The organism is Pantoea vagans (assembly GCF_004792415.1).
Lineage (GTDB): Bacteria > Pseudomonadota > Gammaproteobacteria > Enterobacterales > Enterobacteriaceae > Pantoea > Pantoea vagans.
This window is the reverse complement of the sequence record NZ_CP038853.1, coordinates 721,339-744,536: the sequence shown is the minus strand read 5'-3', so window position 1 is coordinate 744,536 and position 23,198 is coordinate 721,339. Positions and strand designations below refer to the sequence as shown.

Annotated in this window: 22 protein-coding genes; 6 read left to right on the top strand and 16 right to left on the bottom strand. The window is 56.0% G+C overall.

The genetic code is table 11. From position 1 onward, the window contains the following. Positions 1–49: 49 nt before the first annotated feature. Positions 50–1,129 (top strand): membrane-bound lytic murein transglycosylase MltC, encoded by a 1,080-nt coding sequence (gene mltC, locus EGO56_RS03610; RefSeq protein ID WP_013358985.1) that lies wholly within the window; start codon positions 50–52, stop codon positions 1,127–1,129. Between the two features lie 493 nt (positions 1,130–1,622). Next, complete coding sequence (locus tag EGO56_RS22245) at positions 1,623–1,817, top strand: hypothetical protein (RefSeq protein ID WP_167493415.1); 195 nt, start codon at positions 1,623–1,625, stop codon at positions 1,815–1,817. 423 nt (positions 1,818–2,240) lie between these two features. On the opposite strand, the gene EGO56_RS03600 is transcribed toward EGO56_RS22245, so the two are convergent. Next, positions 2,241–4,394 (bottom strand): ornithine decarboxylase, encoded by a 2,154-nt coding sequence (locus tag EGO56_RS03600; protein WP_135907716.1) that lies wholly within the window; start codon positions 4,392–4,394, stop codon positions 2,241–2,243. 563 nt (positions 4,395–4,957) lie between these two features. Between EGO56_RS03600 and acuI the strand changes: the two genes are divergently transcribed. Continuing rightward, positions 4,958–5,941 carry an acrylyl-CoA reductase (NADPH) gene (acuI, locus tag EGO56_RS03595; protein WP_135907715.1) on the top strand — a complete coding sequence of 328 codons (984 nt, stop codon included), beginning with the start codon at positions 4,958–4,960 and terminating at the stop codon, positions 5,939–5,941. Positions 5,942–5,972: 31 nt separating this feature from the next. Here the strand turns inward: acuI and EGO56_RS03590 are convergent, their stop codons facing one another. From EGO56_RS03590 to EGO56_RS03565, 6 genes are all read right to left on the bottom strand, one after another. Then, on the bottom strand, positions 5,973–6,470 hold the full coding sequence (locus EGO56_RS03590; RefSeq protein ID WP_013358990.1) for a CinA family protein: 498 nt from the start codon (positions 6,468–6,470) through the stop codon (positions 5,973–5,975). A gap of 93 nt (positions 6,471–6,563) precedes the next feature. Continuing rightward, on the bottom strand, positions 6,564–7,340 hold the full coding sequence (locus tag EGO56_RS03585) for a heme ABC transporter ATP-binding protein (RefSeq protein WP_185948880.1): 777 nt from the start codon (positions 7,338–7,340) through the stop codon (positions 6,564–6,566). Continuing rightward, on the bottom strand, positions 7,340–7,513 hold the full coding sequence (locus EGO56_RS03580) for a hypothetical protein (RefSeq protein WP_238348994.1): 174 nt from the start codon (positions 7,511–7,513) through the stop codon (positions 7,340–7,342). The genes EGO56_RS03585 and EGO56_RS03580 overlap by 1 nt, the downstream gene beginning before the upstream one ends. Beyond that, positions 7,506–8,327, bottom strand: a complete 822-nt coding sequence (locus EGO56_RS03575; RefSeq protein WP_135907713.1) for a heme/hemin ABC transporter substrate-binding protein — start codon at positions 8,325–8,327, stop codon at positions 7,506–7,508. The genes EGO56_RS03580 and EGO56_RS03575 overlap by 8 nt, the downstream gene beginning before the upstream one ends. Further along, positions 8,324–9,355 (bottom strand): hemin-degrading factor, encoded by a 1,032-nt coding sequence (locus EGO56_RS03570; protein ID WP_135907712.1) that lies wholly within the window; start codon positions 9,353–9,355, stop codon positions 8,324–8,326. The genes EGO56_RS03575 and EGO56_RS03570 overlap by 4 nt, the downstream gene beginning before the upstream one ends. Before the next feature lie 48 nt (positions 9,356–9,403). After that, on the bottom strand, positions 9,404–11,776 hold the full coding sequence (locus EGO56_RS03565; RefSeq protein WP_135907711.1) for a TonB-dependent receptor domain-containing protein: 2,373 nt from the start codon (positions 11,774–11,776) through the stop codon (positions 9,404–9,406). Between the two features lie 239 nt (positions 11,777–12,015). On the opposite strand from EGO56_RS03565, the gene EGO56_RS03560 reads away from it, so the two are divergent. Next, on the top strand, positions 12,016–12,312 hold the full coding sequence (locus EGO56_RS03560) for an Rdx family protein (RefSeq protein ID WP_033733740.1): 297 nt from the start codon (positions 12,016–12,018) through the stop codon (positions 12,310–12,312). Here the strand turns inward: EGO56_RS03560 and EGO56_RS03555 are convergent, their stop codons facing one another. The 8 genes from EGO56_RS03555 to EGO56_RS03520 form a co-directional block, all read right to left on the bottom strand. Continuing rightward, on the bottom strand, positions 12,313–12,852 hold the full coding sequence (locus tag EGO56_RS03555) for a PadR family transcriptional regulator (RefSeq protein ID WP_013358997.1): 540 nt from the start codon (positions 12,850–12,852) through the stop codon (positions 12,313–12,315). A 70-nt stretch (positions 12,853–12,922) separates the two neighbouring features. Then, a complete protein-coding gene (locus EGO56_RS03550) occupies positions 12,923–13,750 on the bottom strand; it encodes a siderophore-interacting protein (RefSeq protein ID WP_420371895.1) in 828 nt (275 codons plus the stop codon). Positions 13,751–14,091: 341 nt separating this feature from the next. Next, a complete protein-coding gene (locus EGO56_RS03545; RefSeq protein ID WP_223811653.1) occupies positions 14,092–14,274 on the bottom strand; it encodes a hypothetical protein in 183 nt (60 codons plus the stop codon). Between the two features lie 230 nt (positions 14,275–14,504). Then, on the bottom strand, positions 14,505–15,374 hold the full coding sequence (locus EGO56_RS03540) for a helix-turn-helix domain-containing protein (protein ID WP_033784030.1): 870 nt from the start codon (positions 15,372–15,374) through the stop codon (positions 14,505–14,507). 505 nt (positions 15,375–15,879) lie between these two features. After that, positions 15,880–16,059 carry a DUF2474 domain-containing protein gene (locus EGO56_RS03535; protein ID WP_135907709.1) on the bottom strand — a complete coding sequence of 60 codons (180 nt, stop codon included), beginning with the start codon at positions 16,057–16,059 and terminating at the stop codon, positions 15,880–15,882. Between the two features lies 1 nt (position 16,060). After that, positions 16,061–17,065 carry a cytochrome d ubiquinol oxidase subunit II gene (cydB, locus tag EGO56_RS03530; RefSeq protein ID WP_013359001.1) on the bottom strand — a complete coding sequence of 335 codons (1,005 nt, stop codon included), beginning with the start codon at positions 17,063–17,065 and terminating at the stop codon, positions 16,061–16,063. A 1-nt stretch (position 17,066) separates the two neighbouring features. Further along, complete coding sequence (locus tag EGO56_RS03525; protein ID WP_013359002.1) at positions 17,067–18,479, bottom strand: cytochrome ubiquinol oxidase subunit I; 1,413 nt, start codon at positions 18,477–18,479, stop codon at positions 17,067–17,069. Between the two features lie 781 nt (positions 18,480–19,260). Next, positions 19,261–19,641 (bottom strand): winged helix-turn-helix transcriptional regulator, encoded by a 381-nt coding sequence (locus EGO56_RS03520; protein ID WP_013359003.1) that lies wholly within the window; start codon positions 19,639–19,641, stop codon positions 19,261–19,263. Between the two features lie 98 nt (positions 19,642–19,739). On the opposite strand from EGO56_RS03520, the gene EGO56_RS03515 reads away from it, so the two are divergent. Both EGO56_RS03515 and treF read left to right on the top strand, forming a co-directional pair. Beyond that, positions 19,740–20,597: an SDR family oxidoreductase gene (locus EGO56_RS03515; protein ID WP_135907708.1), complete on the top strand. Its 858-nt coding sequence runs from the start codon at positions 19,740–19,742 to the stop codon at positions 20,595–20,597. A gap of 351 nt (positions 20,598–20,948) precedes the next feature. Beyond that, positions 20,949–22,607: an alpha,alpha-trehalase TreF gene (treF, locus tag EGO56_RS03510; RefSeq protein WP_071888691.1), complete on the top strand. Its 1,659-nt coding sequence runs from the start codon at positions 20,949–20,951 to the stop codon at positions 22,605–22,607. Positions 22,608–22,681: 74 nt separating this feature from the next. On the opposite strand, the gene EGO56_RS03505 is transcribed toward treF, so the two are convergent. Continuing rightward, a complete protein-coding gene (locus EGO56_RS03505; protein ID WP_135907707.1) occupies positions 22,682–23,188 on the bottom strand; it encodes a ferritin-like domain-containing protein in 507 nt (168 codons plus the stop codon). Between the last annotated feature and the right edge of the window lie 10 nt (positions 23,189–23,198).

The window sequence follows — 23,198 nt, the reverse complement described above, 5'->3', positions numbered from 1 at the left end:
CCGGGCCTCATCGCTGAGGCCGGTTATCCAGGTCAGGCTTGCATTCCCAATGAATAAAAAATTAATCGCCCTGCTGGTGATAGCACCACTTTTGGTTTCCTGTTCCGGGTCAAAGAATCAGCAATCCCACGAGGAGTGGGTTAAAGACACCAACGGCTTTGATATTCTGATGGGCCAGTTTGCTCACAATATTGAGAATATCTGGGGTATCAATGAGGTCCTGATCGCCGGACCGAAAGATTACGTCAAATATAGCGACAACTATTACACCCGCAGCCACATCAACTTTGAAAGCGGTAAGCTGACCATCGAAACCATTTCTGGCACCGATCCAATGGCCAGTCTGCGTCAGGCTATCGTGACCACGCTGTTGATTGGCGAAGATCCGGGTAATGTCGATCTCTATTCTGACGCCAACGACATTGAGATCAGTAAAGAGCCGCTGCTCTATGGTCAGGTGCTGGATAACACCGGTCAGCCGATTCGCTGGCAGGGTCGCGCTGAAGCCTTTGCTGACTATCTGATTCAGAATAAATTGATGCGCCGTACCTCGGGTCTGCATGTGATTTACAGCATTTCGATTCCGATGGTGCCGAACCACCTGGATAAGCGTGCGCACAAATACCTGCCGATGGTGCGTAAAGCCGCCGAGCAGTATGGTGTCGACGCTTCGTTGATCCTGGCGATTATGCAGACCGAGTCGAGCTTCAACCCCTACGCCGTGAGCCATTCTGATGCGCTGGGTCTGATGCAGGTGGTGCAGCATACCGCCGGTGTTGACGTGTTCCGCATGAAAGGTAAATGGGGCAAGCCGAGCCGCAGCTATCTGCTGGATCCGGAGAACAACATCGATGCCGGTACAGCTTATCTGTCGCTGTTGCAGCGCAGCTATCTGGGCGGCATTCAGGATCCGGTATCACGCCGCTATGCGGTGATCACCGCCTATAACGGTGGTGCAGGCAGCGTGCTGCGCGTCTTCTCCAGCGATAAAGATCGGGCGTTCTCGATGATTAACGGCATGTCACCCAGCAAGGTCTATTCGACCCTGGCGAACCAGCATCCGTCGGCGGAGTCGCGTCGTTATCTGTATAAGGTGAGTACGGCGCAGAAGAGTTATCGGGGATTCTGATCGGCGCCGCTGAAGCGGGGGGTTGTTCGCTGCGCGAACGAGGCTTGAGGTTCGCTTTGCAGCGGGCTGACGCTGAAAGTGTTCGCTGCGCGAACGGGCGCTGAGAAGGGTTTTTCTCGCCAGAGCTGGGTGGTGTTCGCCGCGCGAACGGGGCACGATTCGCAGCGGGCTTGCTATGAAAAGGTTTCGCTTGCAGCAGGGTGGCACTGAGAAGGGTTTCGTTCGCCTGAGCAGTTGGGCAGTTTCAGACACGCCTCTGCAGGCGACCGACAAGGGGCGCCAGTCGCCGCGCCCCTTGACCCCCGGCTCCGGCCTGCTTCACCGCCGCTTCGCGGTACCTTCGCTTCTTCCGAATTTCTCACGGACCGCCGGGACGCGCCATCCCTGGCGCGAACCCGCCTCTTCGCGACATCCCTGTCGCTCGTCCTGAAATCCCTCATCCGCTCAGCGGTTCTGACGGCCTCCCTCCCCCCTGCTGTTATCTCTTCTTTCTGTGTTGGGTACTTTATCGCTGTGGGTTTTTGGCTGTGGCTGTGGCTGTGGCTGTGGCTGTGGCTGTGGCTGTGGCTTTGGCTTTGGCTTTGGCTTTGGCTTTGGCTTTGGCTTTGGCTTTGGCTTTGGCTTTGGCTTTGGCTTTGGCTTTTCAGGTCAGCAGACAATACAGCACCAGAGAAAACAAAAGAGATAACAGGCGGGGGGTTTCTCAGAGGCATCCGAAGCGCTGAGGAACAACCGGAGGCGAGGATGAGCCGACAGGACGTCGGCGAAAGGACGGTTCGCGCCAGGGATGGCGCGTCCGGACGGTCCGCTGGCCGCAGGGCGTGACGAAGGCACCCCGCAAAGCGGGGCGCGCAGGCAGCCGGACGCCGGGATAGTTAAGGGGCGGGCGTCCGCCCCTTGACGCGTCCGCCTGCACCGGCAACCTGAAACTCCCCATCGCCTGGCGGGCGTAACCTGCTCAAAGCCAGCCCGCTGCAAAGCGAAACCTTCTCATAGCCAGCCCGCTGCAAAGCATGCCCCGCTGCCAGGCGAAAGAAACCCCTCTCATAGCCCGTTCACGCAGCGAACAAAAAGGCCTGGCGGGCCGCTACCCGCCTCTGCCCCGCTCAGATCAGCGCCCCACCATCATATTGGCCACCAGATACTTACGTCCCTGCTCATCCTCTTCGGTGTAAACGCCCTGCAGCTCCGGCGAGAAGCCCGGCAGCAGATTAAGTCCCTCCTCCAGCGCCAGGAAGTAACGCTGCACCGCGCCGCCCCAGATTTCGCCTGGCACGACGCACAGCACACCCGGTGGATAAGGCAGCGCGCCTTCCGCAGCGACACGTCCTGCGGCCTCGGCGATAGGTACCAGCTCCACTTCGCCGCGAATATAAGCCTGATGTGCATCCTGCGGATTTACGCTGACCGGCGGGAACTCGGCGGCGCGGAACATCAGGCGCTGCAGATCCTTCACGTTATGACTGACGTAAAGGTCATGCATCTCCTGACAGAGACGACGCAGGGTATACCCGGCATAACGTTCGGCGTTTTTGCGGTAAATCGTCGGCAGCACTTCGGCCAGCGGCGCATCCTCTTTAACGTGCTGCTCAAACTGCGCCAGCATCGCCACCAGATTCGCCATCTTCTCCGGGCTCTCAGCCGGAGTCAGCAGAAACAGGATCGAGTTGAGATCGCACTTCTCCGGCACGATGCCGTTCTCACGCAGGTAGTTAGCCAGAATGGTGGCCGGGATCCCGAAATCACTGTATTCCCCGCTGGCCGCATCGATCCCTGCCGTGGTCAGCAGCAGCTTGCAGGGATCGACCCGATACTGATCGCGCGCGTAACCGGCGAAACCGTGCCACTTCGCCTGCGGTTCAAAGCTGAAATAACGCAGATCGCGGGCGATCGTCTCAACTGGCGCATCCTGCCAGCGCTGTCCATCTACCGTTTCCGGCACAAACGGCAGGATCATTTCACAGCGTTCGAGGATCGCTTTACGCGCCTCAATACCCAGCGTGACGCACTCATCCCACATGCGACGCCCCGCTTCGCCCTGATGCATTCTGGCGTTGATATCCAGTGCGGCAAACAGCGGATAAAACGGGCTGGTGGAAGCGTGCAGCATAAAGGCGTTATTCAGACGCTTGTGCGGGCAGAAGCGCCGCTGTCCGCGAATGTGATTATCTTTTTTGTGGATCTGCGAAGTCTGCGAAAAACCCGCCAGCTGCTTATGCACGGACTGGGTGACAAAAATGCCAGGATCGTTTTCATTCAGATCCAGGGTCAGCGGCGAACAGCCTTCCATCAGGGGGATGAACTGCTCATAGCCGAGCCACGCGGAATCAAACAGGATGTAATCACACAGATGGCCGATGCGATCCACCACCTGGCGGGCGTTGTAGACCGTGCCATCGTAGGTGCCGAGCTGGATAATCGCCAGACGGAAAGGCCTCGCCTCTTCTGCGCGCTGAGGGGCGACGACCGCGACCTGCTCACGCAGATAAGCCTCATCAAAGCAGTGCGCGTCAATGCCGCCAATAAAGCCGAACGGGTTACGTGCTGCTTCAAGATAAACAGGGGTCGCGCCCGCCTGAATCAGCGCGCCATGATGGTTCGACTTATGATTGTTACGGTCAAACAGCACCAGATCGCCGCGGGTCAGCAGCGCATTGGTCACCACTTTATTGGCGCTTGAGGTGCCGTTGAGCACAAAGTAGGTTTTATCGGCGTTAAACACCTTTGCCGCATACTTCTGCGCATCTTTAGCCGAGCCTTCATGAATCAGCAGATCGCCCAGTTTGACGTCGGCGTTGCACATGTCAGAGCGGAAAACATTCTCGCCATAAAAGTCATAAAACTGTTTGCCTGCCGGATGCTTTTTAAAGAACGCGCCGCCCTGATGTCCGGGACAGGCAAAGGTGCTGTTTTGCATATCGACATAGCGGGTCAGCGTTTCGAAAAAAGGTGGCAGCAGCGCCGCTTCATACGCCTGCGCAGCTGCTTCCAGCGCAAGCCACTCCTGTGGCTCGCCATTCAGCTCACCGCTGACGCCGGGCAGGTGCATCACCTCTTCTTCAAACGCATTCGCGACAAATACCGGCAGATTAAAGCCGGTGTGACGCAGCAGCGCCAGCACGCCGCTGCGGGTATCCGCCAGCGAGACGACGACCGCAGCCACATCCGTAAAATCAGTGTTATCCAGCGTCACTACGTCACGCGCGGTGTTGAGGGTCAGGCTGGGCGCGACAGCGGCGCTGGCAGCAATTTTCAGTGGAGTCATAACAGGATCCCTAACGTCAGGGAGGAGGTGCCAGAAGCACAAGTATGGGGACAGCGCCCCGGCGAATAATTAAGCGTCAGAAGGCATAGTGCAGTGTGGCGAGCAGATCCACAGCCGCTGCCTGGCTGGCCTCACCGCATGGTGAATAACGGAGAGTGCGGAAAAGAGGAAAACCCGGTGAGCGCCGGAAAAAGCGAACGGTAATCCGGGCAGGTGCGCGGTGAACCGGACATGGCGACGTCCTCTGTAGTGAACAAGCAGGGTCAAAAAGTGGCGGTCATAATGTCATCTTTTTTATGCACGAACAACCCGACCCAGGCAATTATTCAGTCACACAATAAAAGGATAACAACATGATTTTTATAGTCTATTTATCATAAAAAATTCATAATACGACTAATTATATGAATTATATGCAGATTTATGCACATGATTCGCTAGCGCTGTCAGCGCGCTTTTCCCTGCCTGTTGCCTCCTTGAACCGAAGAGGCGGCCATTGCCCTACCGCATTGCCACTCGCGGGCGTAAACTTACCCTCTCTTTCCCACTCTGCCGGAGGCTGCATGTTCAAGGCACTGGTCATTGAAAATGACGAACAAGGTTACCGTTCCCTGCTGAAAGATCTCTCCGAATCCCAACTGCCCGACTACGATGTCACGCTCGACGTCAGCTACTCATCCCTGAACTATAAAGATGCACTGGCTATCTGCAATAAAGGCCCGATTGTGCGCCAGTTTCCGATGGTGCCAGGTATCGATTTTGTCGGCCGCGTGACGGCCAGCCGCCATCCCGACTGGAAAGAGGATGATGTGGCGCTGCTGACGGGCTGGGGCGCAGGCGAAAAACAGTGGGGCGGTCTGGCGCAGAAAGCCAGCATCAGCGGCGACTGGCTGGTGCGTGTGCCCGCTTCTCTTAGCCCGCTGCAAACCATGGCCATCGGCACAGCAGGGCTGACCGCAATGCTCTGCGTCATGGCGCTGGAAAAACAGGGCATCACGCCCGAACATGGCCCCGTGCTGGTGACCGGTGCCAGTGGCGGCGTCGGCAGCTACAGCGTCAGCCTGCTGGCGCGTCTGGGTTATCAGGTCATCGCCTCCAGCGGTCGGGCCAGCGACCATGCGTATCTTATCGATACGCTGGGCGCGGCATCGGTGATTAATCGCGAAGAGCTTTCCCATCCCGGTAAGCCGCTGGCAAAAGAGCGCTGGGCCGCCGCGATAGACAGCGTCGGCAGTCACACTCTGGCGAACGTGCTGGCCGGTATTCAGCGTGATGGCGTGGTGGCTGCCTGCGGTATGGCGCAGGGACTCGACCTGCCCGCCAGCGTCGCGCCTTTTATTTTGCGTGGCATCACGCTGGCGGGTGTCGACAGCGTGATGTGTCCGAAGCCGCTTCGTCAGCAGGCGTGGCAGCGGCTCGGCGAGCTGCTGGATAGCGATCGGCTCAGCAAACTGAGCCGGGTGATCCCGCTGAGTGAAGCCAGAGAAGGTGCGCAGGCATTGCTGGATGGCAGCGTACAGGGTCGTCTGATTGTCGACTGCCGTTAACCCGCGTTTATAAGGCGCGTACCGCGCGCCTTTATCGACTGGCTCGCTGCAGCCGTTTGATCAACCCTTCCAGCGCGAACTGCGTGCCCTGCTCCATCACGGATTTCGGATCGCCGCTGAACTGATGACACTCCGCCTCGTCCCTGCCGTCCGGCAATACCCAGCCAAACCAGATAGTGCCCGCTGGCGTGCCATCTTCGCCGCCATCGGGTCCGGCATAGCCGGTAATCGATAACCCTACCGGTTCACCTGAGCGGGCGCAGGCTCCCTGTACCATTTCACGCGCCGTCTGCTCGCTCACCGCCGTGTGCTGTTTCAGCGTATCAGGATGCACGCCCAGCAGGCGGATTTTGGCATTTTCGCTGTAGGTCACGAAGCCGCTGGTATAGAAGTCGCCGCTGCTTTCCACCGCGGCCAGCGTCATGCTGATCAACCCGGCGGTACAGGATTCGGCGGTCGTCAGATGAAGTCCGGAGGAGAGTAAAATGTTACCCAGTTGCTCAGCGGTTTGATCTAATGATTTTGCCATTATGGTCTCCTAAGTCTTCTGTCCTGAACACCAGGTATAGCGCAAAATCAGTGATTAAAAGCACGCAAGGCAATGTTTTTAAAGCGAAACGGTCTAAACCCGCAGCTGGATATGTGGCTTCCCGTTCCCGGCATGTGCCACCACCTGCAAATCAGCCTGATACCAGCGCGTCAGCGTCTTTTCAGTCATCACCGTCTGCGGTGAACCCTGAGCCACCAGTCTGCCCGCGTGCAGCAGCAGTATGCGATCGGCCCATAATGACGCCAGATTAAGGTCATGTAACACGGTGCAGACGGTGAGATCACCCGTGCGCGTCAGCTGGCGTAATAAACGCAGAGTCTGCTGCTGCCAGAAGAGATCCAGTGCCGAGGTCGGCTCATCCAGAAACAGCCAGCCGCGCGGTCTTCCCTCCTGCCAGAGCTGCGCCAGCACCCGCGCCAGCTGCACCCGCTGCTGTTCACCGCCGGAGAGCTGGCGGTAATCGCGCTGCGCCAGCGAATCACAGCCGGTCAGTTGCATGACTTCAGCCACAATCTGCGACGTCTGCGTCTCAGGCCACGGCGCACGGCCCATCGCCACTACCGATTGCGCCGACTGGGCAAAGGTCAGGTTGTTCTGCTGCCGCATCACGGCCCGGCGTCGCGCCAGCTGCTCACGCGGCCATGCGGACAACACACGATCGCCCAGCCGGCACTCACCCCGATCGGGCGCTAAAAATCCGGTCAGCATCCGCAACAGTGTTGATTTACCTGCGCCGTTAGGCCCGATGAGCGCCACCCGCTCTCCACCTGACAGCGTAACGTCAAGATTATCGATAACGGTTTTGCCGTCGCGCGCCACACAGAGTCCCGTCGCCTCTAACCTTTCCATCATTCAAATCCTCGCTGCTGACGCAGGATCAGCCAGATGAGATCGCTGAGCGGTGCCTGCCATAGCGCCCGCACCGACAGCGACATCGCCCCCAGATTCGCCGCCACTACCATCGCCACCAGCAGGAAAATCAGCATCAGCGTCAGACCGCGCAGTGCATTGCCATTAATCATGGTTCAGCGATTCCGCAGCCTGCCGCAATTTCACTATTGCCTGCGGCGTATCAAGGCCAAATCCCAGCAGCGCCTGGGTATCAATGATCAGCAGACGATGCTGCTGCCCGGCTGGCGTCAGCGCCAGGCCGGGTAACTGCCACAGCTGCGCTTCACCACCCAGGGTTTTCAGTCCATCCTCGCCGATCACCACCAGATCCGGCGCGGCGGCGATCACGCCTTCCTGCGACAGCGCCTGATAGTGCGGCACCGAACCCATGGCATTCTCCAGCCCGGCGCTGCGAATAGCGCCGTCGGCTGCGGTCTGATTTCCGGCCGCCATCGTTTTCATGCCGCTGTTTGCCATGATGTAGAGCACCTTCACCGGCAGCGATTGCTGTGGCAACTGGCGAATCTGCTGCATTATTTGCTGCGCCAGTGCCTGCGCTTCGCTTTCACGCTGCAGCGCCTGCCCCACCGTGATAATTTTCTGCGGGATCGCCTGCAGACTGTTGTCGCCGCTGACCGTCACCACCCTGACGCCCGCGCGGGCAATCTGTTGCAGTACCAGCGACGGCTTTGCCTGCGCGCTGGCGAGCACCAGTGTCGGCTTTAGCGCCAGGATACCTTCGGCATTCAGCTGGCGCATGTAGCCCACGTCCGGCAGCCGGGCAGCCTGCGCCGGACGCAGGCTGGTGCTGTCGCGCGCCACCAGCTGTGACTGAGCATCCAGCGCGTAGATAATCCGGGTGACGTCACCCCCAATTGACACCACCCGCTCAGCAGCCAGTGAGGGCAGCGTCAGCAGCAGCCACAACAGACTCAGGTATTTCATGCCGCCGCTCCTGGCGTACGGAGTGCGTTCACCTGCTCACGCCAGCAGGCCTGTTCTGGCGTGCCTTCCGTACGCTGTCCATAGAGCTGGGCGATCTGCGTGCCGTCGGCGGCGAACAGTTCCAGGCTGGTCACAAAGCCATCGCCGGTGGGTTTGCGTGTAACCCAGCTTTCGCTGATCTGGTCCGCCATCAGGTGCAGCGTGAAGCGGGGATTGAAGATGTTGAGCCAGTTATCCATAGGTACCAGCTTCTCTACCTGGCCGGTGAAAATCTGGGTACAGCCACGGTTGCCGACAAAAATCATAATTTCGTTGCCCGCCTGTTGTGCCATCTGCAGGACACGCTCAAGCGCATCGTTGCCGGTCTGCCAGGCGAGATCCTCACCCACTGCGCTGAATGCCTGCGGTCGGGACACCTGATGACGCTTCAGCAGGGCAAAAAACTGATGAACATCGGTCATAGCGCGCCATTCACGGTCAATCGCGGTGGCATCAATGGTCTCTGTCTGAGTAGCAGCGGTAACCGGCTCAACCACCAGCGGCATCGCAGCGGCGTCAGTGAAGTCAGCGATCAGCGCGTGCCATGCCGCCATGTTGGTCTGCTCCGTAACGTAAACTTTCAGCACCGCATCGCCGTGACGATCGAAGACCTGAATGCTGTGACGTACGCCCTGTGCGCCCGACTCCTGCAGGGCAAAGGCGCTGAACCACTGTCCGACAAACAGACGCAGGTCGAGCGCCCGGGGATTCAGCACCAAGCCGCCATGTGCGCCGATCTGCACATTCTGATATTCGCCCAGATGCTCATGCACCGCATAAGCGTTACGGGTAATGCTTTTGGTCTCGCCGACCGCACCCAGCGCCTTCAGCAGCGCCGGAAAATCGTGTTTCAGCGCCACGGCATCAACGCCGATACGCGCTTCACACAGTTCTGCTTCGCTGATACCGATCAGTGTGGCCAGATCGCGGGCATATTTCTTCGGATGTTCACTCTTCAGGGCGAGATAGTGCTGATAAATCGGATTCATGGTTCGCTTCTCTTAGTCATGCCCTGCATCAGCGCAGGGCAGCGGTGATTAAAAATCGACATTAACACCTAACTGGAAAGTACGACCCGGCATTACGGCCAGTGCCTGATCGTTACGATCCTGTTGGGTTGCGCTGGTCAGCTGACGGCTGCTGAGGTAATCCCAGTATTTGCGGTCGGTTATGTTGTAAAGCCCGCCGCTTAACCTGACGTTGTGCGTGACGCGCCAGTAGGCGGTCATATCCACCAGGCCATAACCCGGCACCCGCATGTAATCGGTGCTGGAGTCAGTCAGGCTGTTGCCGGTGTTGGTAAAGCTGTTGCGATTTGTGGCGCTGGCTTTCTTACCTTTAACAAACGTGGCGGTGACGGCAGCACCATAGCCGCGCGCCTCATCATCCCAGGCGAGTCCGACAATTGCTTTCATCGGCGCAACGCTCTCCAGGTCGATGTAGCGGTCCCCCAGGTAGCTCGACTTCGCCGCACCCTGGGTGTAACCAAACGCCAGATTAGCGCTCAGCCCCTCGACCTCGCTGAACCAGCTGCCGAAGTTCACCTTGCTGCTGATTTCAGCCCCATAGATATAGGCTTTGTCGCGGTTCTCCGCCTGATAGGTGGTGTAGATGTTGCTGGGTACATTGACGAACTTACCCGGATTGGCCGCCCGGCTGTAGCGGGTAAAGGCGATGAAGTTTTTGTAGTCGTTATAGAACGCGGCAGCGTTAAGCGTCACGCCCTCTGCAACCTGGCCTTTTATACCCCATTCGTAGTTGTTGCTGGTTTCGGTCTTCAAATCGGCATTGCCAATCAGCGCATACTGCGCGGTGCCGGCATAGCTGGAGCCAAGGTTCCATGAGCCATAGAGCTGGGAGTCGTTGGGGAACTGCGCGCCACGGGTATATTGCAGATAAGTCATCAATGCCGGGGTCAGATCGTACTGGAAGGCGATCGACGGCAACACCTGAGTGTCGCTGTTTGGCGAACCGTAGAGCGCGGAGACTTCGCTGGCGTCGAGCACACTGCTGTTTGTCGTCAGTGTCGCCACATCGCGTGGGCGGGTATTCTGGTATGCTACACGCACGCCCGGCACGATAGCCGCACGGTGTCCGTCAGCATCGAAGCTGATGGTATCCTGCAGATAACCACCAACCGTATAACTGCGGCTGTTAGCCTGCGGTTGCATGATCACGCTGGTGGCGCTCGCCGCAGGCGACTGACGGAAAGGCCGTTCGGTATCCACCAGACGCGCATTCAGCCCGGCGCTCAGTTCATGTCGCCCGATGGTTTTAAGCGCGCGGGTGTCAAAACCGTAGCTGTCGCTGTTGTAGTCGGAGTAGACGGTTTGCCAGGTGGTGGCACCTGACGGCATAAAGGTGTTGTCATGTGCCTGGGTCTGCTGCCAGTAAACGCGGGTTGTCAGACTGTCGATCAGGTCATTGTAAGGCGTGTACTCATCCGCCAGGCTGATGCCCCAGCGTCGGGTATCGCTCTGCTGCTGCGCCGTTCCCCAGACCGTATTGCCGGACGTGCTCCAGCTGTCGTAATGGCTGTGGTGCGTTTTGTGATAGTAATCGAAAGTCGCGCTGAGCTTGTGAAGATCATTGGGCTGCCAGATGCCCGAGGTCATAAAGGCATCAGAATGCCAGTTGGCTGGATAGGCATCAACCGTGTCGCTGTTGTTGCGGGTCTGTTGGCCGTCACGACGACTGTAAACAAAGATTCCCCGCAGCGTATCATCGCCTGCTGCTGCCGTAACGCCGTTGTGCCAGCTGCGGCTGGCAGAGTCGTAGTCGCTTTGATATCCGAAATAGTTGCCTTTACCGGGATGCAGATAGTCATCCGGGGATTTGTTACGGAACGAGACATTGCCGCCAATCGAGTTATTCGGCTGATCCACTGCCGTGGCACCCTTCTCAATTCCGATATGACCAAACATATAGGGATCGATGTAATCGCGGCCAATCCCAAAGCTGTCGAGACCGGCTCGTCCCACATAGCTACGGCCGGTGGCCTGCGGTAATGGAATGCCATCCACATCGAGACCCACGCGGTTGCTCTCTAAACCACGAATGTTGTAGCCGGTGTAACCGGCCCGGTCAAAGCCGCTCTTACCGGCTGAGGAACCGCCACTGGTGCCGGTGGCGCTGATCAGCGGTTCATAACGCATGATCGATCCAAAATCAGTAGCGCCACGTTGCTGCAGATCGCTGGCAGAGAGCGTGGTTTTACTGCCCGCCGTTTGTTTAATTTCCGGTGCATTCACCGTCATTACCGGTTCAGCACTGCTGCCATAGCGGTCGGAAAGGGTCAGCGTGGCAGGTTCACTGCCCGCAGCATAGGTGCAGGTGGTATTGATAAAGGTGGCGAGCAACGCCAGCTCAGACAGACGCGGTTGCGTCAATCTCCGAAAACGTGGTGACATAGGCGCGAATTACCTGATTAATTGTTAGTATTCGCTCACTTGCTTGCTGCAACATAAAAAACGGCTCTGCATAAAAGCCGTAAAAAGTCAGAACATCATGCGGGTGTAATCATTATCGCCGCGAATTTAATGCAACTGATAATCATTATCAATCCTATTTACATTAAGAAATAAACCACAGCGCACAAATTGTTAACCCGAATGCATCTGCATTTATCAATACGTAAAGGAAGAGAGTTATGGCGCAAAAACCTGTGGTTGTTATTCACTACTGTATGCAATGCAACTGGCTGATGCGGTCAGCGTGGATGGCACAGGAACTGTTGCATACCTTCGCCGAGGATCTGGCAGAGGTCACGCTGAAACCCGGCACCGGCGGTATTTTTGAGATTACGCTGGATGGTCATCTGCTGTGGGAACGTAAGCGGGACGGTGGTTTCCCGGATGCGACTACCCTGAAACAGCGCGTGCGCGACATCTGTTTCCCGGATCGTACCCTGGGCCACATCGACAAGAATAAGAGTGAAATCAGCTGATTAACTGTGGGTGATTTTATCAGCCGCGTCGTGCAGCGCCTTAATCAGCGTCTGCAGCGCGGCTTCTGAAATATCTTCCTGCGCCAGTCGTTGATTCAGAGCCATCTTCAGCCCGTGAATCGCCTGCTCCACAGCAGGAATGCTGCGGTTATTGACCACGATCGCCAGCGTAGAGAGCCGCGTAATCAGGCTGGCTACGGTTTCGCGATTATCCGCCAGCTGCGCCTCACCAGCCGCCGTCAGTCGGTAGGCTTTACGCGCTGCCTGCGCATCCACCACCTGAATCGCCTCCATCTCTTCCAGCAGCGTCAGGTTGGGATAGATGATCCCCGGGCTGGGCGAATACTCTCCCTTTGACAGCTCCTCAACGGACTTGATCAGCTCATAGCCGTGCGCCGCATTCTGCGCCAGGAAGTGGAGCATCAGCAGGCGAATCTCACTCGCTTCCAGCATCTTTTCACGTCGTTTACGTCGTCCGCTGCAGCCGCCTGCGCGCGAAGTCTGTTCGTCAGATGAAGTGGAAGTCGGATGCTGTTTCATGACCTGCCCTGCTGAAAAAAGGAGAGTGATGGTAGTCCGCCATCTGGCAAAACTCAATTGCCAGCGCGGCTTACTTCTGATGCCAGTAGGCCACCGCGCGCACGAAGTCGCTGTCGAGACCACGCTGCGAGGTAAAGTAGTCAGACAGCGCTCTGACAAACTCACCTTCGCCGGTCAGCCAGATAAAGTAATCCTCCGTCGGAATAGCGATCTGATCCAGCCGGGTAATCAGCTGGCTGAACTGCGCTTTTTGCATCTGACCGCTGCCCAGCCAGTTTGTCGTTACGCCTGTCGTATCCGCTAAATAGTCGCGACCGGTCGCTTCATCGGTAAAGGCATAGAGATGCAGCGCCTGGGCGCGGGCGTCGCGCTGACGGCGGGCAAAAGCGGGCAGCCCGGTTTCGTCGCAGACGTAAAGCTGGAATGCGTAATCGGTCGGTACCACCAGCGAGCCGCGTGGCCCACCAACAATCAGTTGATCGCCCACCTGCGCCTGCGCGGCCCAGTCACTGGCTACGCCCTGCTGATGAATATAGAAGTCGAGGGTCAGTGAAGATTCACCATCGAATTCCAGCGGCGTGTAATCACGCGCCTGCGGACGTAAACCTTCCGGCCAGACAATGCCTGCGTCGGTAATCTGTGGCAGAACCAGTGTTTCACCTTCAGCAGCAGGGAAAAACACCTTGATGTGGTCATCAAAGCCTGGCGACGTAAAGCCTGCCAGATCGCTGCCGCTGAACCGGATGCGCCAGAATTTCCCGGCAATATGGGTTTTACTTTCGACCTGGATATGGCGAAAACGCAGTTCATTGCGGACGCGCTGCGGCGTGCGCTTATCGGCTGTTGTAGTCAAAATCTCTCTCCTGAAACAGGGTCTATGCCCGATAGTCAGGGGCATACCCGCCATGATTAAACAACAATGGAATAACAATCATTCTCATCTGAAGCGACAAGATTAGCTATGATATATCTTCGGCACAAGAACGAAAAATGCGATTCTGCAACTTAAGATATATTTTAAGCAGTGTCGTAAGCGAGGAGATATGGACGGGAAGCGGCATGAATCAGAAGCATCAAAGATGCAATATGCAGGTAAAGCGTGTTTCAGATGCAGGTGAATGGGCCTCAGAGAGGAAGCCGCAGGTGCAGAGTATGAGCAGGTAAATCAGGCAGAAGCTGTCCGGCTCCTGACGAGCCGGGCATCATCTCGCGCCGCCGGTTCTGGCAGCGCATCAACACTTACAGCGTGTCGTTGAATCCGGAAAGGGAGGCATTACTGCTGGTGTGATCCGGCAGTTCACCATCACCCAGGATTTCATGCTGGGTAACCTGAGAGTGCGGATGCAGTCCGGCAGGCGGTGAGAAAGGCTCAGCCTGCTGTGCCATCGCCATTGCAGGCAATGCCAGGATCAGGGAAATCATTAAGCGTCGCATAGTTGTCTTCGATTGTCGTTTTGGCCAGAAAAGGCCTGAAATGCAGATGAATGTTCCAGCCCTGCCACAGAAGCACGATGATTCAGATATGGCAGGGTTTCGGGGGAGGATTTTACGCCAGAATGGCGACTTATTTTATAAAATCGTGCGGTTTGTCACGGTTTATCGCACAAAAGATGCATTGGCAGGAGCAGAAGCGCTTGACCCTGCCCTGCCGGCTACGCCTGCATCACCGGAATAGAGAAAACGCCGCTGAGCCAGTCGGGCTTACAGTGCGCAAAATCAAGACGCAACAGGTCTTTGCCCGGACGGCGCGACACGCCCAGCATGGGCAAATGCTGATAGTAGATATCCTCGATAAATCGCGTCAGCTGCTCCGGCCTGCCGCTCCAGCGGATCGACGCATAGAGGCCGCACACCTCGCTCCAGCTAGCGGTATTGTCACCCAGCAGCCCGGCATGTTGTGGTGCCAGCGCCTGAAACAGGCTGATATTCTGCTGGTCAGCAGAGCTATGGCCGGGACCATACTGAAAGCCTAACCAGCCGTGCGTCGCATGGCTGCCCGCCAGCGCGACCAGATGCCGTGCCTGCTCAGCCACCCGGTGGTCGTGGTCGGCAATATACTCACCAAACCTGCACTCCCACTCCAGTGTCTCTCCGCACAGATGCAGTTCTTCCTCACGTTCCACCAGCGTCGCACGCTCTGCCAGCGATCGCACCAGAATGCGACCATGGAAGTTTTTAACCGGCAAGTGAGGAATACGGCGAAACGCGCCAGGCGTCAGTGAAAAGTGGCCTTTGAACACCCGCGTGAAGTTTTGCTGGTTATCAAAGCCAAAACGTACGGCGATATCGATTAGCGTCATGCGTGTCAGACGCAGCGCCATGGCCGCCATCGTCAGACGCCGTTTGCGGGTATATGCCGCCAGCGTCTGTCCGGTCATCTCCTTGAACATGCGCTGCATGTGCCATTTGGAATAACCTGATTTCAGGGTGATTTGATCGATATTGAGATCGTCGGTGAGGTTGGCTTCTATCCACTCGACCAGATCGTTAATGTGCTGTTTTTTAATAGCCTGACTGAGCATGATGGCGATTTACGACGCGGGTTAGGACTGGAATTTTCGTTACAAAAGAATAACAAAAATTGCGAATCGGTGTAAGGAAAGGGTAAGGCGCACGCGCCTGTTCGGGGCGATTCCGCATTAATTGCTTAGGTTACTAACTAAAAAAGGCTGACTGACGTCAGCCTCTGATTGTTGACAAAGTCCAGCCCGGTAGCGGCAAGACCGAGCCTGCGAAGGGAACACGGTCAGATCGGAAAGACGCAAAAACCGCCATCCATGGCCTGCTCGGCCCGCGCCGTCCCTGCCGCGGGACGCTTTCCTCCTCTGACCGTGTTCCCTGCGCATTGAGCTTATATATTGCTGCCAGATTCACACTGATTTGGGTTTGTCAGCAGTCTGAGGCTAACTCACAACATAAAGCGATGGGAGCATACGCCAGGAGCAAAACATCGCGGGCCACGGATGGCGTTTTGCGACTTTGCAAAGGGCATATGCTCCCTGAGCCAGTATATGTTCTGCCAGACAATTAATGACTACGCATTCCCGCCGCAGTCATCATCATCCGGAACAGCGAGGCGACAACGCCCAGTGCCAGCACGCTGGCGGCGTAGATAAACACCAGCCACATCACCCGCTTCCACCACGGTGCTTTCGTCTCTGCGTTGTGGTTATGGTTGTGGTCTTTCATGCTGCTGAGGCTTTTCATATCAATGATATCCTGCGTCTGCTTTGATTTTTCCACGGAACACGTAGTAGCTCCAGAAGGTATAGCCCAGGATCATCGGGATAATCAGCAGGCTACCCACCAGCATAAAGGCCTGACTCTGCGGAGGTGCCGCAGCGGCCCAGATGGTCACGGATGGCGGAATAATGTTTGGCCAGATACTGATGCCCAGTCCGGAGAAGCCGAGGAAGATCAGCGCCAGCGTCAGCAGGAACGGTGAATAGTGTGCCTCACGTTTGATGGCGCGAATAATGCCCCACGAACAGAGCAGCACCAGCACCGGAACCGGCAGGAACAGGAACAGATTTGGCGTGCTGAACCAGCGATGAGAGATGTCGGCATGCGCAAACGGCGTCCACAGGCTGACGATGCCAATAATCACCAGCAGCGCAATCACCAGCGGCGTCGCCAGCGCAGACATCTTACGATGCAGTTCATTCTCGGTCTTCATGATGAGCCAGGTACAGCCCAGCAGCGCATAGGCCACCACCAGACCCACGCCGCAGAACAGCGGGAACGGTGCCAGCCAGTCCATTGCGGAACCGGCAAAGCGGCGTCCCTCAACCGGAATACCATCCAGCAATGCACCGACCGCCACACCCTGACTGAAGGTGGCGATGATCGAACCGGCAATAAACGATTTGTCCCAGAATGCACGATGGCCTTCCACCGCTTTAAAGCGGAACTCGAAGGCAACGCCGCGGAAAATCAGACCAATCAGCATGGCGGTCAGCGGAATCGACAGTGCGTCGGCAATGACTGCATAGGCCAGCGGGAACGCACCGAACAGGCCTGCGCCTCCCAGCACTAGCCAGGTCTCATTACCATCCCAGACCGGCGCGACGGTATTCACCATCATGTCGCGCTCGCCAGCATCTTTATTGAACGGGAACAGCAGACCAATGCCCAGGTCGAAACCATCCATCACGATATACATCAGGGTTGCGAAGACGATAATCACAAACCAGATAACGGAAAAATCGATCATCTTAGTGGTCTCCATCCTTAAAGGTGGCAGCGGAAAGTGGACGCGCTGGCGTTTTCTTCTGACCTGGTCCACCCTCTTCGGTGATATGACCTTCGCCCACAACCGGTCCCTGCTTAATCAGACGCATCATGTAGTGATACCCCACGCCAAACACCGAGCTGTAGACCAGAATAAAGGCCAGCAGGCTGATGCTCATGTGCATATCGCCATGTGCCGAGACCGCATCAATGGTGCGCTGCACGCCATAAACCACCCACGGCTGGCGACCGATTTCAGTGGTAAACCAGCCTGCCAGAATCGCAATCAGACCCGATGGACCCATCAACAGTGCAAACCACAGGAACGGACGCGACTCATAAAGACGCCCTTTGAAACGCAGCCACAGGCTGACCACGCCCAGCGTGATCATCAGCAGGCCCAGCGCCACCATCACGCGGAAGGACCAGAAAATCACCGTTGAATTAGGTCGATCCTCTTTCGGGAACGACTTCAGCGCCGGAACCTGCTTGTCCAGACTGTGCGTCAGAATCAGACTGCCGAGATAAGGCACTTCCAGCGCATATTTGGTGCGCTCCTGCTCCATATCGGGAATGCCAAACAGGATCAGCGGTGTGGCTTCACCCGGCGGGTTTTCCCAGTGCCCTTCAATCGCCGCGATCTTGGCAGGCTGATGCTCCAGCGTGTTCAGACCGTGAGCATCACCAATCATCGCCTGAATCGGCGCAACGATCAGCGCCATCCATAACGCCATGGAGAACATCCTGCGGATGGCAGGATTATTGTTGCCCTTCAGCAGATGCCATGCCGCCGATGAACCGACAAAGAAGGCACTCGCCAGGAACGCCGCCACCGACATATGGAACAGCCGGTAAGGGAAAGAGGGGTTAAAGACGATTTTGAACCAGTCCTGCGGAACCACGATGCCATTCTGAATGATGTAGCCCTGTGGCGTATGCATCCAGCTGTTAGAGGCCAGGATCCAGAAGGTCGAAATCAGTGTACCCAGGGCGACCATGCAGGTGGCAAAGAAGTGCAGACCCGGACCTACGCGATTCCAGCCAAACAGCATCACGCCCAGGAAGCCCGCTTCCAGGAAGAACGCCGTCAGCACTTCATAGGTCAGCAGCGGACCGGTGATACTGCCGGCAAACTCTGAGAAGCCGCTCCAGTTCGTGCCGAACTGATAAGCCATCACCAGCCCTGACACCACACCCATACCGAAGTTAACGGCAAAGATTTTGGACCAGAAATGGTAGAGATCGCGATAGGTTTGATCGCGGGTTTTGAGCCACATACCTTCGAGTACGGCCAGGAAGCTGGCGAGACCGATGGTGATGGCGGGAAAGATAATATGGAAGGAAACAGTAAATGCGAACTGAATCCTGGCCAGATGAAAGGCATCTAATCCGAACATTGCTTACCTCTTTGCCACATAGAACACCATGTATTTACTTATTATTAACAACTTAAGCCTGATGCGCTGACTTCTCTGCGCTTATTGAAATTCCCGCCGCAAATTTAGAACTATTCGCGACGAGGAAACAGAAACAGTGGGGTTAATGAAAACTATAACAGTCTTTGTTGATTTTGATCATTGTTTTTAGCGGGAATTACTTATTTAAAAATAAGGCTTAAAGGTTAATCAGAGCGTATTTATGTGTCGTTAATGTTACGGTATTTGTCACTTTTAAAATTCATATCGGCAAAGCAAATCCTGACTAAAAAAAGCCTTCAACCGGCTGTTTCCAGACGTTATTTTGTTATAAACCCTGATTTCAAAAAGGTCAAACCTGAGAGCAGATAAATTAAATAATCTTATTTTTTAATAAGTTAAATCAGTAAATGAGTACCACTACCGCTTTGTTTATTTTTTTGCATTACCCTTGCTAATTCAGACCTGCACCCAGGCGAAAAATAGCCAGAGCGGCGCCTTTAAGCGCCACGGGAGATGTTAATAAAATGGGTCAAAAAGCTGGACTGAATTAACAGCGCGCCCGAAGCAGTCGGTTATTCCGGGCCAGAGCCTGATGAAATGATTTAATAACCAGCAAAGAGGCGAAAAAACCGCTTGGGTTATTTTCGCTGCCGTTACGTTATTCCGGTTTCAGGAAGAGAAATGGGAGAGAAGAACAGATTAAAAATCTCCTGCCAGCATCTCCACACCTTCACGACGGAATGGCTGACAGGCGGGGATTTTACTCAGCTGCAGACTTTTCACGCTGTGCCAGAATCCGGCTCAGGTTCAGCTCCAGCCAGTCCGCCAGCCCCACTACCTGTTCACTGACTTCGCGGCCAAGCGGGGTCAGACGATACTCCACGTGCGGCGGTACGACATCGTAAGCGATGCGCTGCACGAAGCCATCTTCTTCCAGGTAGCGCAGATTCTGCGCCAGCATCCGTTCACTGACGCCACCCACCGCCCGGCGCAACGCACTGAAGCGCAGCGTCTGGCCCTGCAGGGCCAGCAGAATCAGTACGCTCCAGCGACTGGTCACCCGTTTCAGTACGTCACGCGACGGACAGTTAACGTTAAGCAGCTCACCACGACTAAATTTTTCACTCAGTTTTTCAGACATTTAACCTGTGCACCTCAAACTAACAATTCTGTAAGTACTTACTAAAAATTAGTTTATACCCTAGTCTGAATTTCACCAACAGCCACAGGAGTCATCCCATGATTGCAGTTACAGGTGCCACCGGCCAGCTGGGCCGAATCGTTATCGATGCATTACTGAAAAAAGTTCCGGCAGCAGAAATTGTTGCCGCTGTGCGTACGCCCGCCAAAGCGGCCGATCTTGCTGCGCTGGGCGTGATTGTCCGCCAGGCCGATTATGGCCAGCCAGAGACGCTGGAGGCCGCTTTTGCAGGCGTGGATAAGCTGCTGCTGATCTCGGGCAGTGAGGTGGGCCAGCGTGAGGCGCAGCATAAAGCTGTCATCGAGGCTGCAAAGGCTGCAGGCGTGGGCTTTATCGCTTACACCAGTCTGCTGCATGCGGATACCTCACCGCTGGGTTTAGGTGTTGAACATCGCGCGACTGAAGCGCTGCTGAAAGCCGCAGGCATCCCGTTCGCCCTGCTTCGCAACGGCTGGTACACCGAGAACTATGCCGCCAGCATTCCTCCGGCGCTGGCACATCATGCGTTTATCGGCGCGGCAGGTGAAGGTCGCATCGCGTCGGCTGCCCGTCAGGATTACGCTGAAGCGGCGGCTGAAGTAATGACTCGTGACGATCAGGCGGGCAAGGTCTATGAGCTGTCCGGCGACGACAGCTATACGCTGGCGCAGTTTGCTGCGGAGATTGCCGCACAGAGTGGTGAGAAGGTCGATTACGTCAATCTGTCTCAGGCTGACTTTGCCGCCGCGCTGAAAGGCGCTGGCCTGCCAGAGGGTCTGGCGGAGATGCTGGCGGATTCTGATGCCGGTGCAGAAAAAGGTGGCCTGTTTGATGATTCGCGTCAGCTGAGCAAACTGATTGGTCGCCCGACCACAAGCTGGCAGGCAGTGATCCGCGCAGCACTGGCGAACCATTAACCCAGCTCTCTCTGAGCGGGCAACCCTGCCCGCTCACTTCTCACTCCTGCCCTGATTTCCGTTGCGTATGCCATTTTCTGCACCCTTTGCGGCTGCGGTTTCTTTTACAAAATGTGAATAAATGCCAGTTTTCTTCAGCTTAAATTTTTTTATTCATGCGGCTAAGAGATTCATCCGAAATGTATTTTTTGTGAACACCGCTATATTTGGTTGAATTGACTGGAATTTATTAAAAAGCCTCGATTAATCGACAATTTTTATTACGTTCATAGATATTCTGCATTGTTGTTCCGCAGGATGAGAGGTCTATAATTTCTCCTTTGTGCAACCACGACCGCTCAGGAGGCCGTTATTAATACCCATCGCCAGCAACAAAATGCACTTGAAGAGGTTCGTGCCGGGGCGGAAGTTGAGTATCAATACGATCCCCATGAACTGAAACTGGATCGCATGCAGGATTCTGAACCGGAACCGGAGCTGATTGAAGGCTTACCGGCACCGGATGCGCTCACGCCTGCCGATCGTTATCTGGAACTGTTTGAACATGTCCAGATGTCGCGGATTTTTGAGGACAGCAAAACCTTTCCCGACTGTTCGCCTAAGTACGATCCGCTGGATGTGCTGATGCGCTATCGTCGACAGAAACGCAGCAGTGATTTCGACCTGTCGCGTTTTGTCGCCGATCACTTTTATCTGCCTGGCGTAAACGAAAGTTTTTATGTCTCCAACCCGGATAAATCGCTCAACGAGCATATCGACGATCTGTGGCCGGTTCTGACCAAAATGCCGCAGCAGCATATGCCGCACTCATCGCTGCTGCCGTTACCGAAACCCTATGTGGTACCGGGCGGACGCTTTGGCGAAACCTACTACTGGGACTCCTACTTCACCATGCTGGGCCTGGCGGAATCTGGCCGTGATGACCTGCTGCGTCATATGGCAGACAACTTTGCCTGGCTGATCGATAACTACGGCCATGTGCCAAATGGCAACCGTACTTATTATCTCAGCCGTTCTCAGCCGCCGGTATTTGCCCTGATGGTGGAGCTGTTTGAAGAGGATGGCGTGCGCGGTGCTAAGCGCTATCAGGAACAGCTGATGAAGGAGTATCAGTTCTGGATGGATGGTGCCGGCTCACTGATGCCAAACCAGGCTTATCGTCACGTCGTGCGCATGCCAAATGGCTCGCTGCTGAACCGTTACTGGGATGACCGCGATACGCCACGTGATGAGTCGTGGATGGAAGACGTTGAAACCGCGCGCGAATCAAAACGTCCGGCCAGCGAAGTCTATCGTGACCTGCGTGCTGGTGCGGAGTCGGGCTGGGATTACTCCTCGCGCTGGCTGCGTAATCCGAAACGGCTGTCGAGTATCCGTACAACACAGTTTATCCCTATCGATCTGAATGCGTTCCTGTACAAGCTGGAGCTGATGATTGCCACCCTGTCGCACGCCAAAGGCGAAGAGCTGACGGCGCTGGCCTGGCAGAAAAAGGCGGAAACGCGGAAACGCGCTATTACCCGTTACCTGTGGGACAGCACCGCTGGTGTGTTCCGTGACTACGACTGGCGTCGTGAGCGTTTTGGTGCCTTTACCGTTGCCTCGGTCGTTCCGCTGTTTGTGGGTCTGGCAACACCGCATCAGGCGCACCTGCAGGCGATCTCCCTGCGTCATCTGTTGCTGAGCAACGGTGGCCTGCTGACCTCAATGGTGGAAAGCGGTGAGCAGTGGGACCGTCCTAACGGCTGGGCACCGATGCAGTGGATGGCCGTTGTCGGCCTGAATAACTACGGTGAAGAGACGCTGGCAAGTGAAGTCGCAGTGAACTGGCTTAATACGGTTAATAACTTCTATCAGCTGCACCACAAACTGGTCGAGAAGTATGACATCAGTGGCGACCGCGCCCGTCCCGGCGGCGGCGGCGAGTATCCATTACAGGATGGCTTCGGCTGGACGAATGGCGTCACGCGTAAGCTGATGACGATGTATGGGCATTTAATGGCTGACTGAGTGTCGCAGCCTGTAAATCACTAAAACGCAAAAGCCGGGTCATTCCCGGCTTTTTTCATGCAGGCATTCAGGCGTTACTTCTTCGCTTCTGCGCCTGGCTGCGACGCACGTTGCAGGAATTTCTGAGTCACTTCAGGCAGGTGTTGCAGCAGCCACTCCGCCATAGTCACTTCCTGATCGCGGATCTCGTTGAGGATGCGAACGCCCTGCGTATCGCCCACCTGCTCCGCCGCGGCAATCAGGCTGGTGTAGCTGGCGATCTCAGCATTCTCAAAAACGTAGCCACTGATGGCACCCTTCACCACTTCATCAGAGTTAAACATACCGCCCACCGCCTGGCCGGTCGCCGCCATTTTACCCATCGCATCTTTCATCACAGAGTGATCGATAGCGTGGCTGTCGAGCAGCTGTTCCAGCAGGGTCAGCTGATGCTTAGTTTCTTCCAGATGTTGCGCCAGACGCTGTTCCAGCGCCGGATAGTGTTCAAGACGGCCTGACATCTTGCTCAGCATGCTTTCTGCCTGCTTTTCCATCGCATGCGCATCGCGCAGCCAGTCATGATAATGTTCAATCGCAGTCATGTGTCACTCC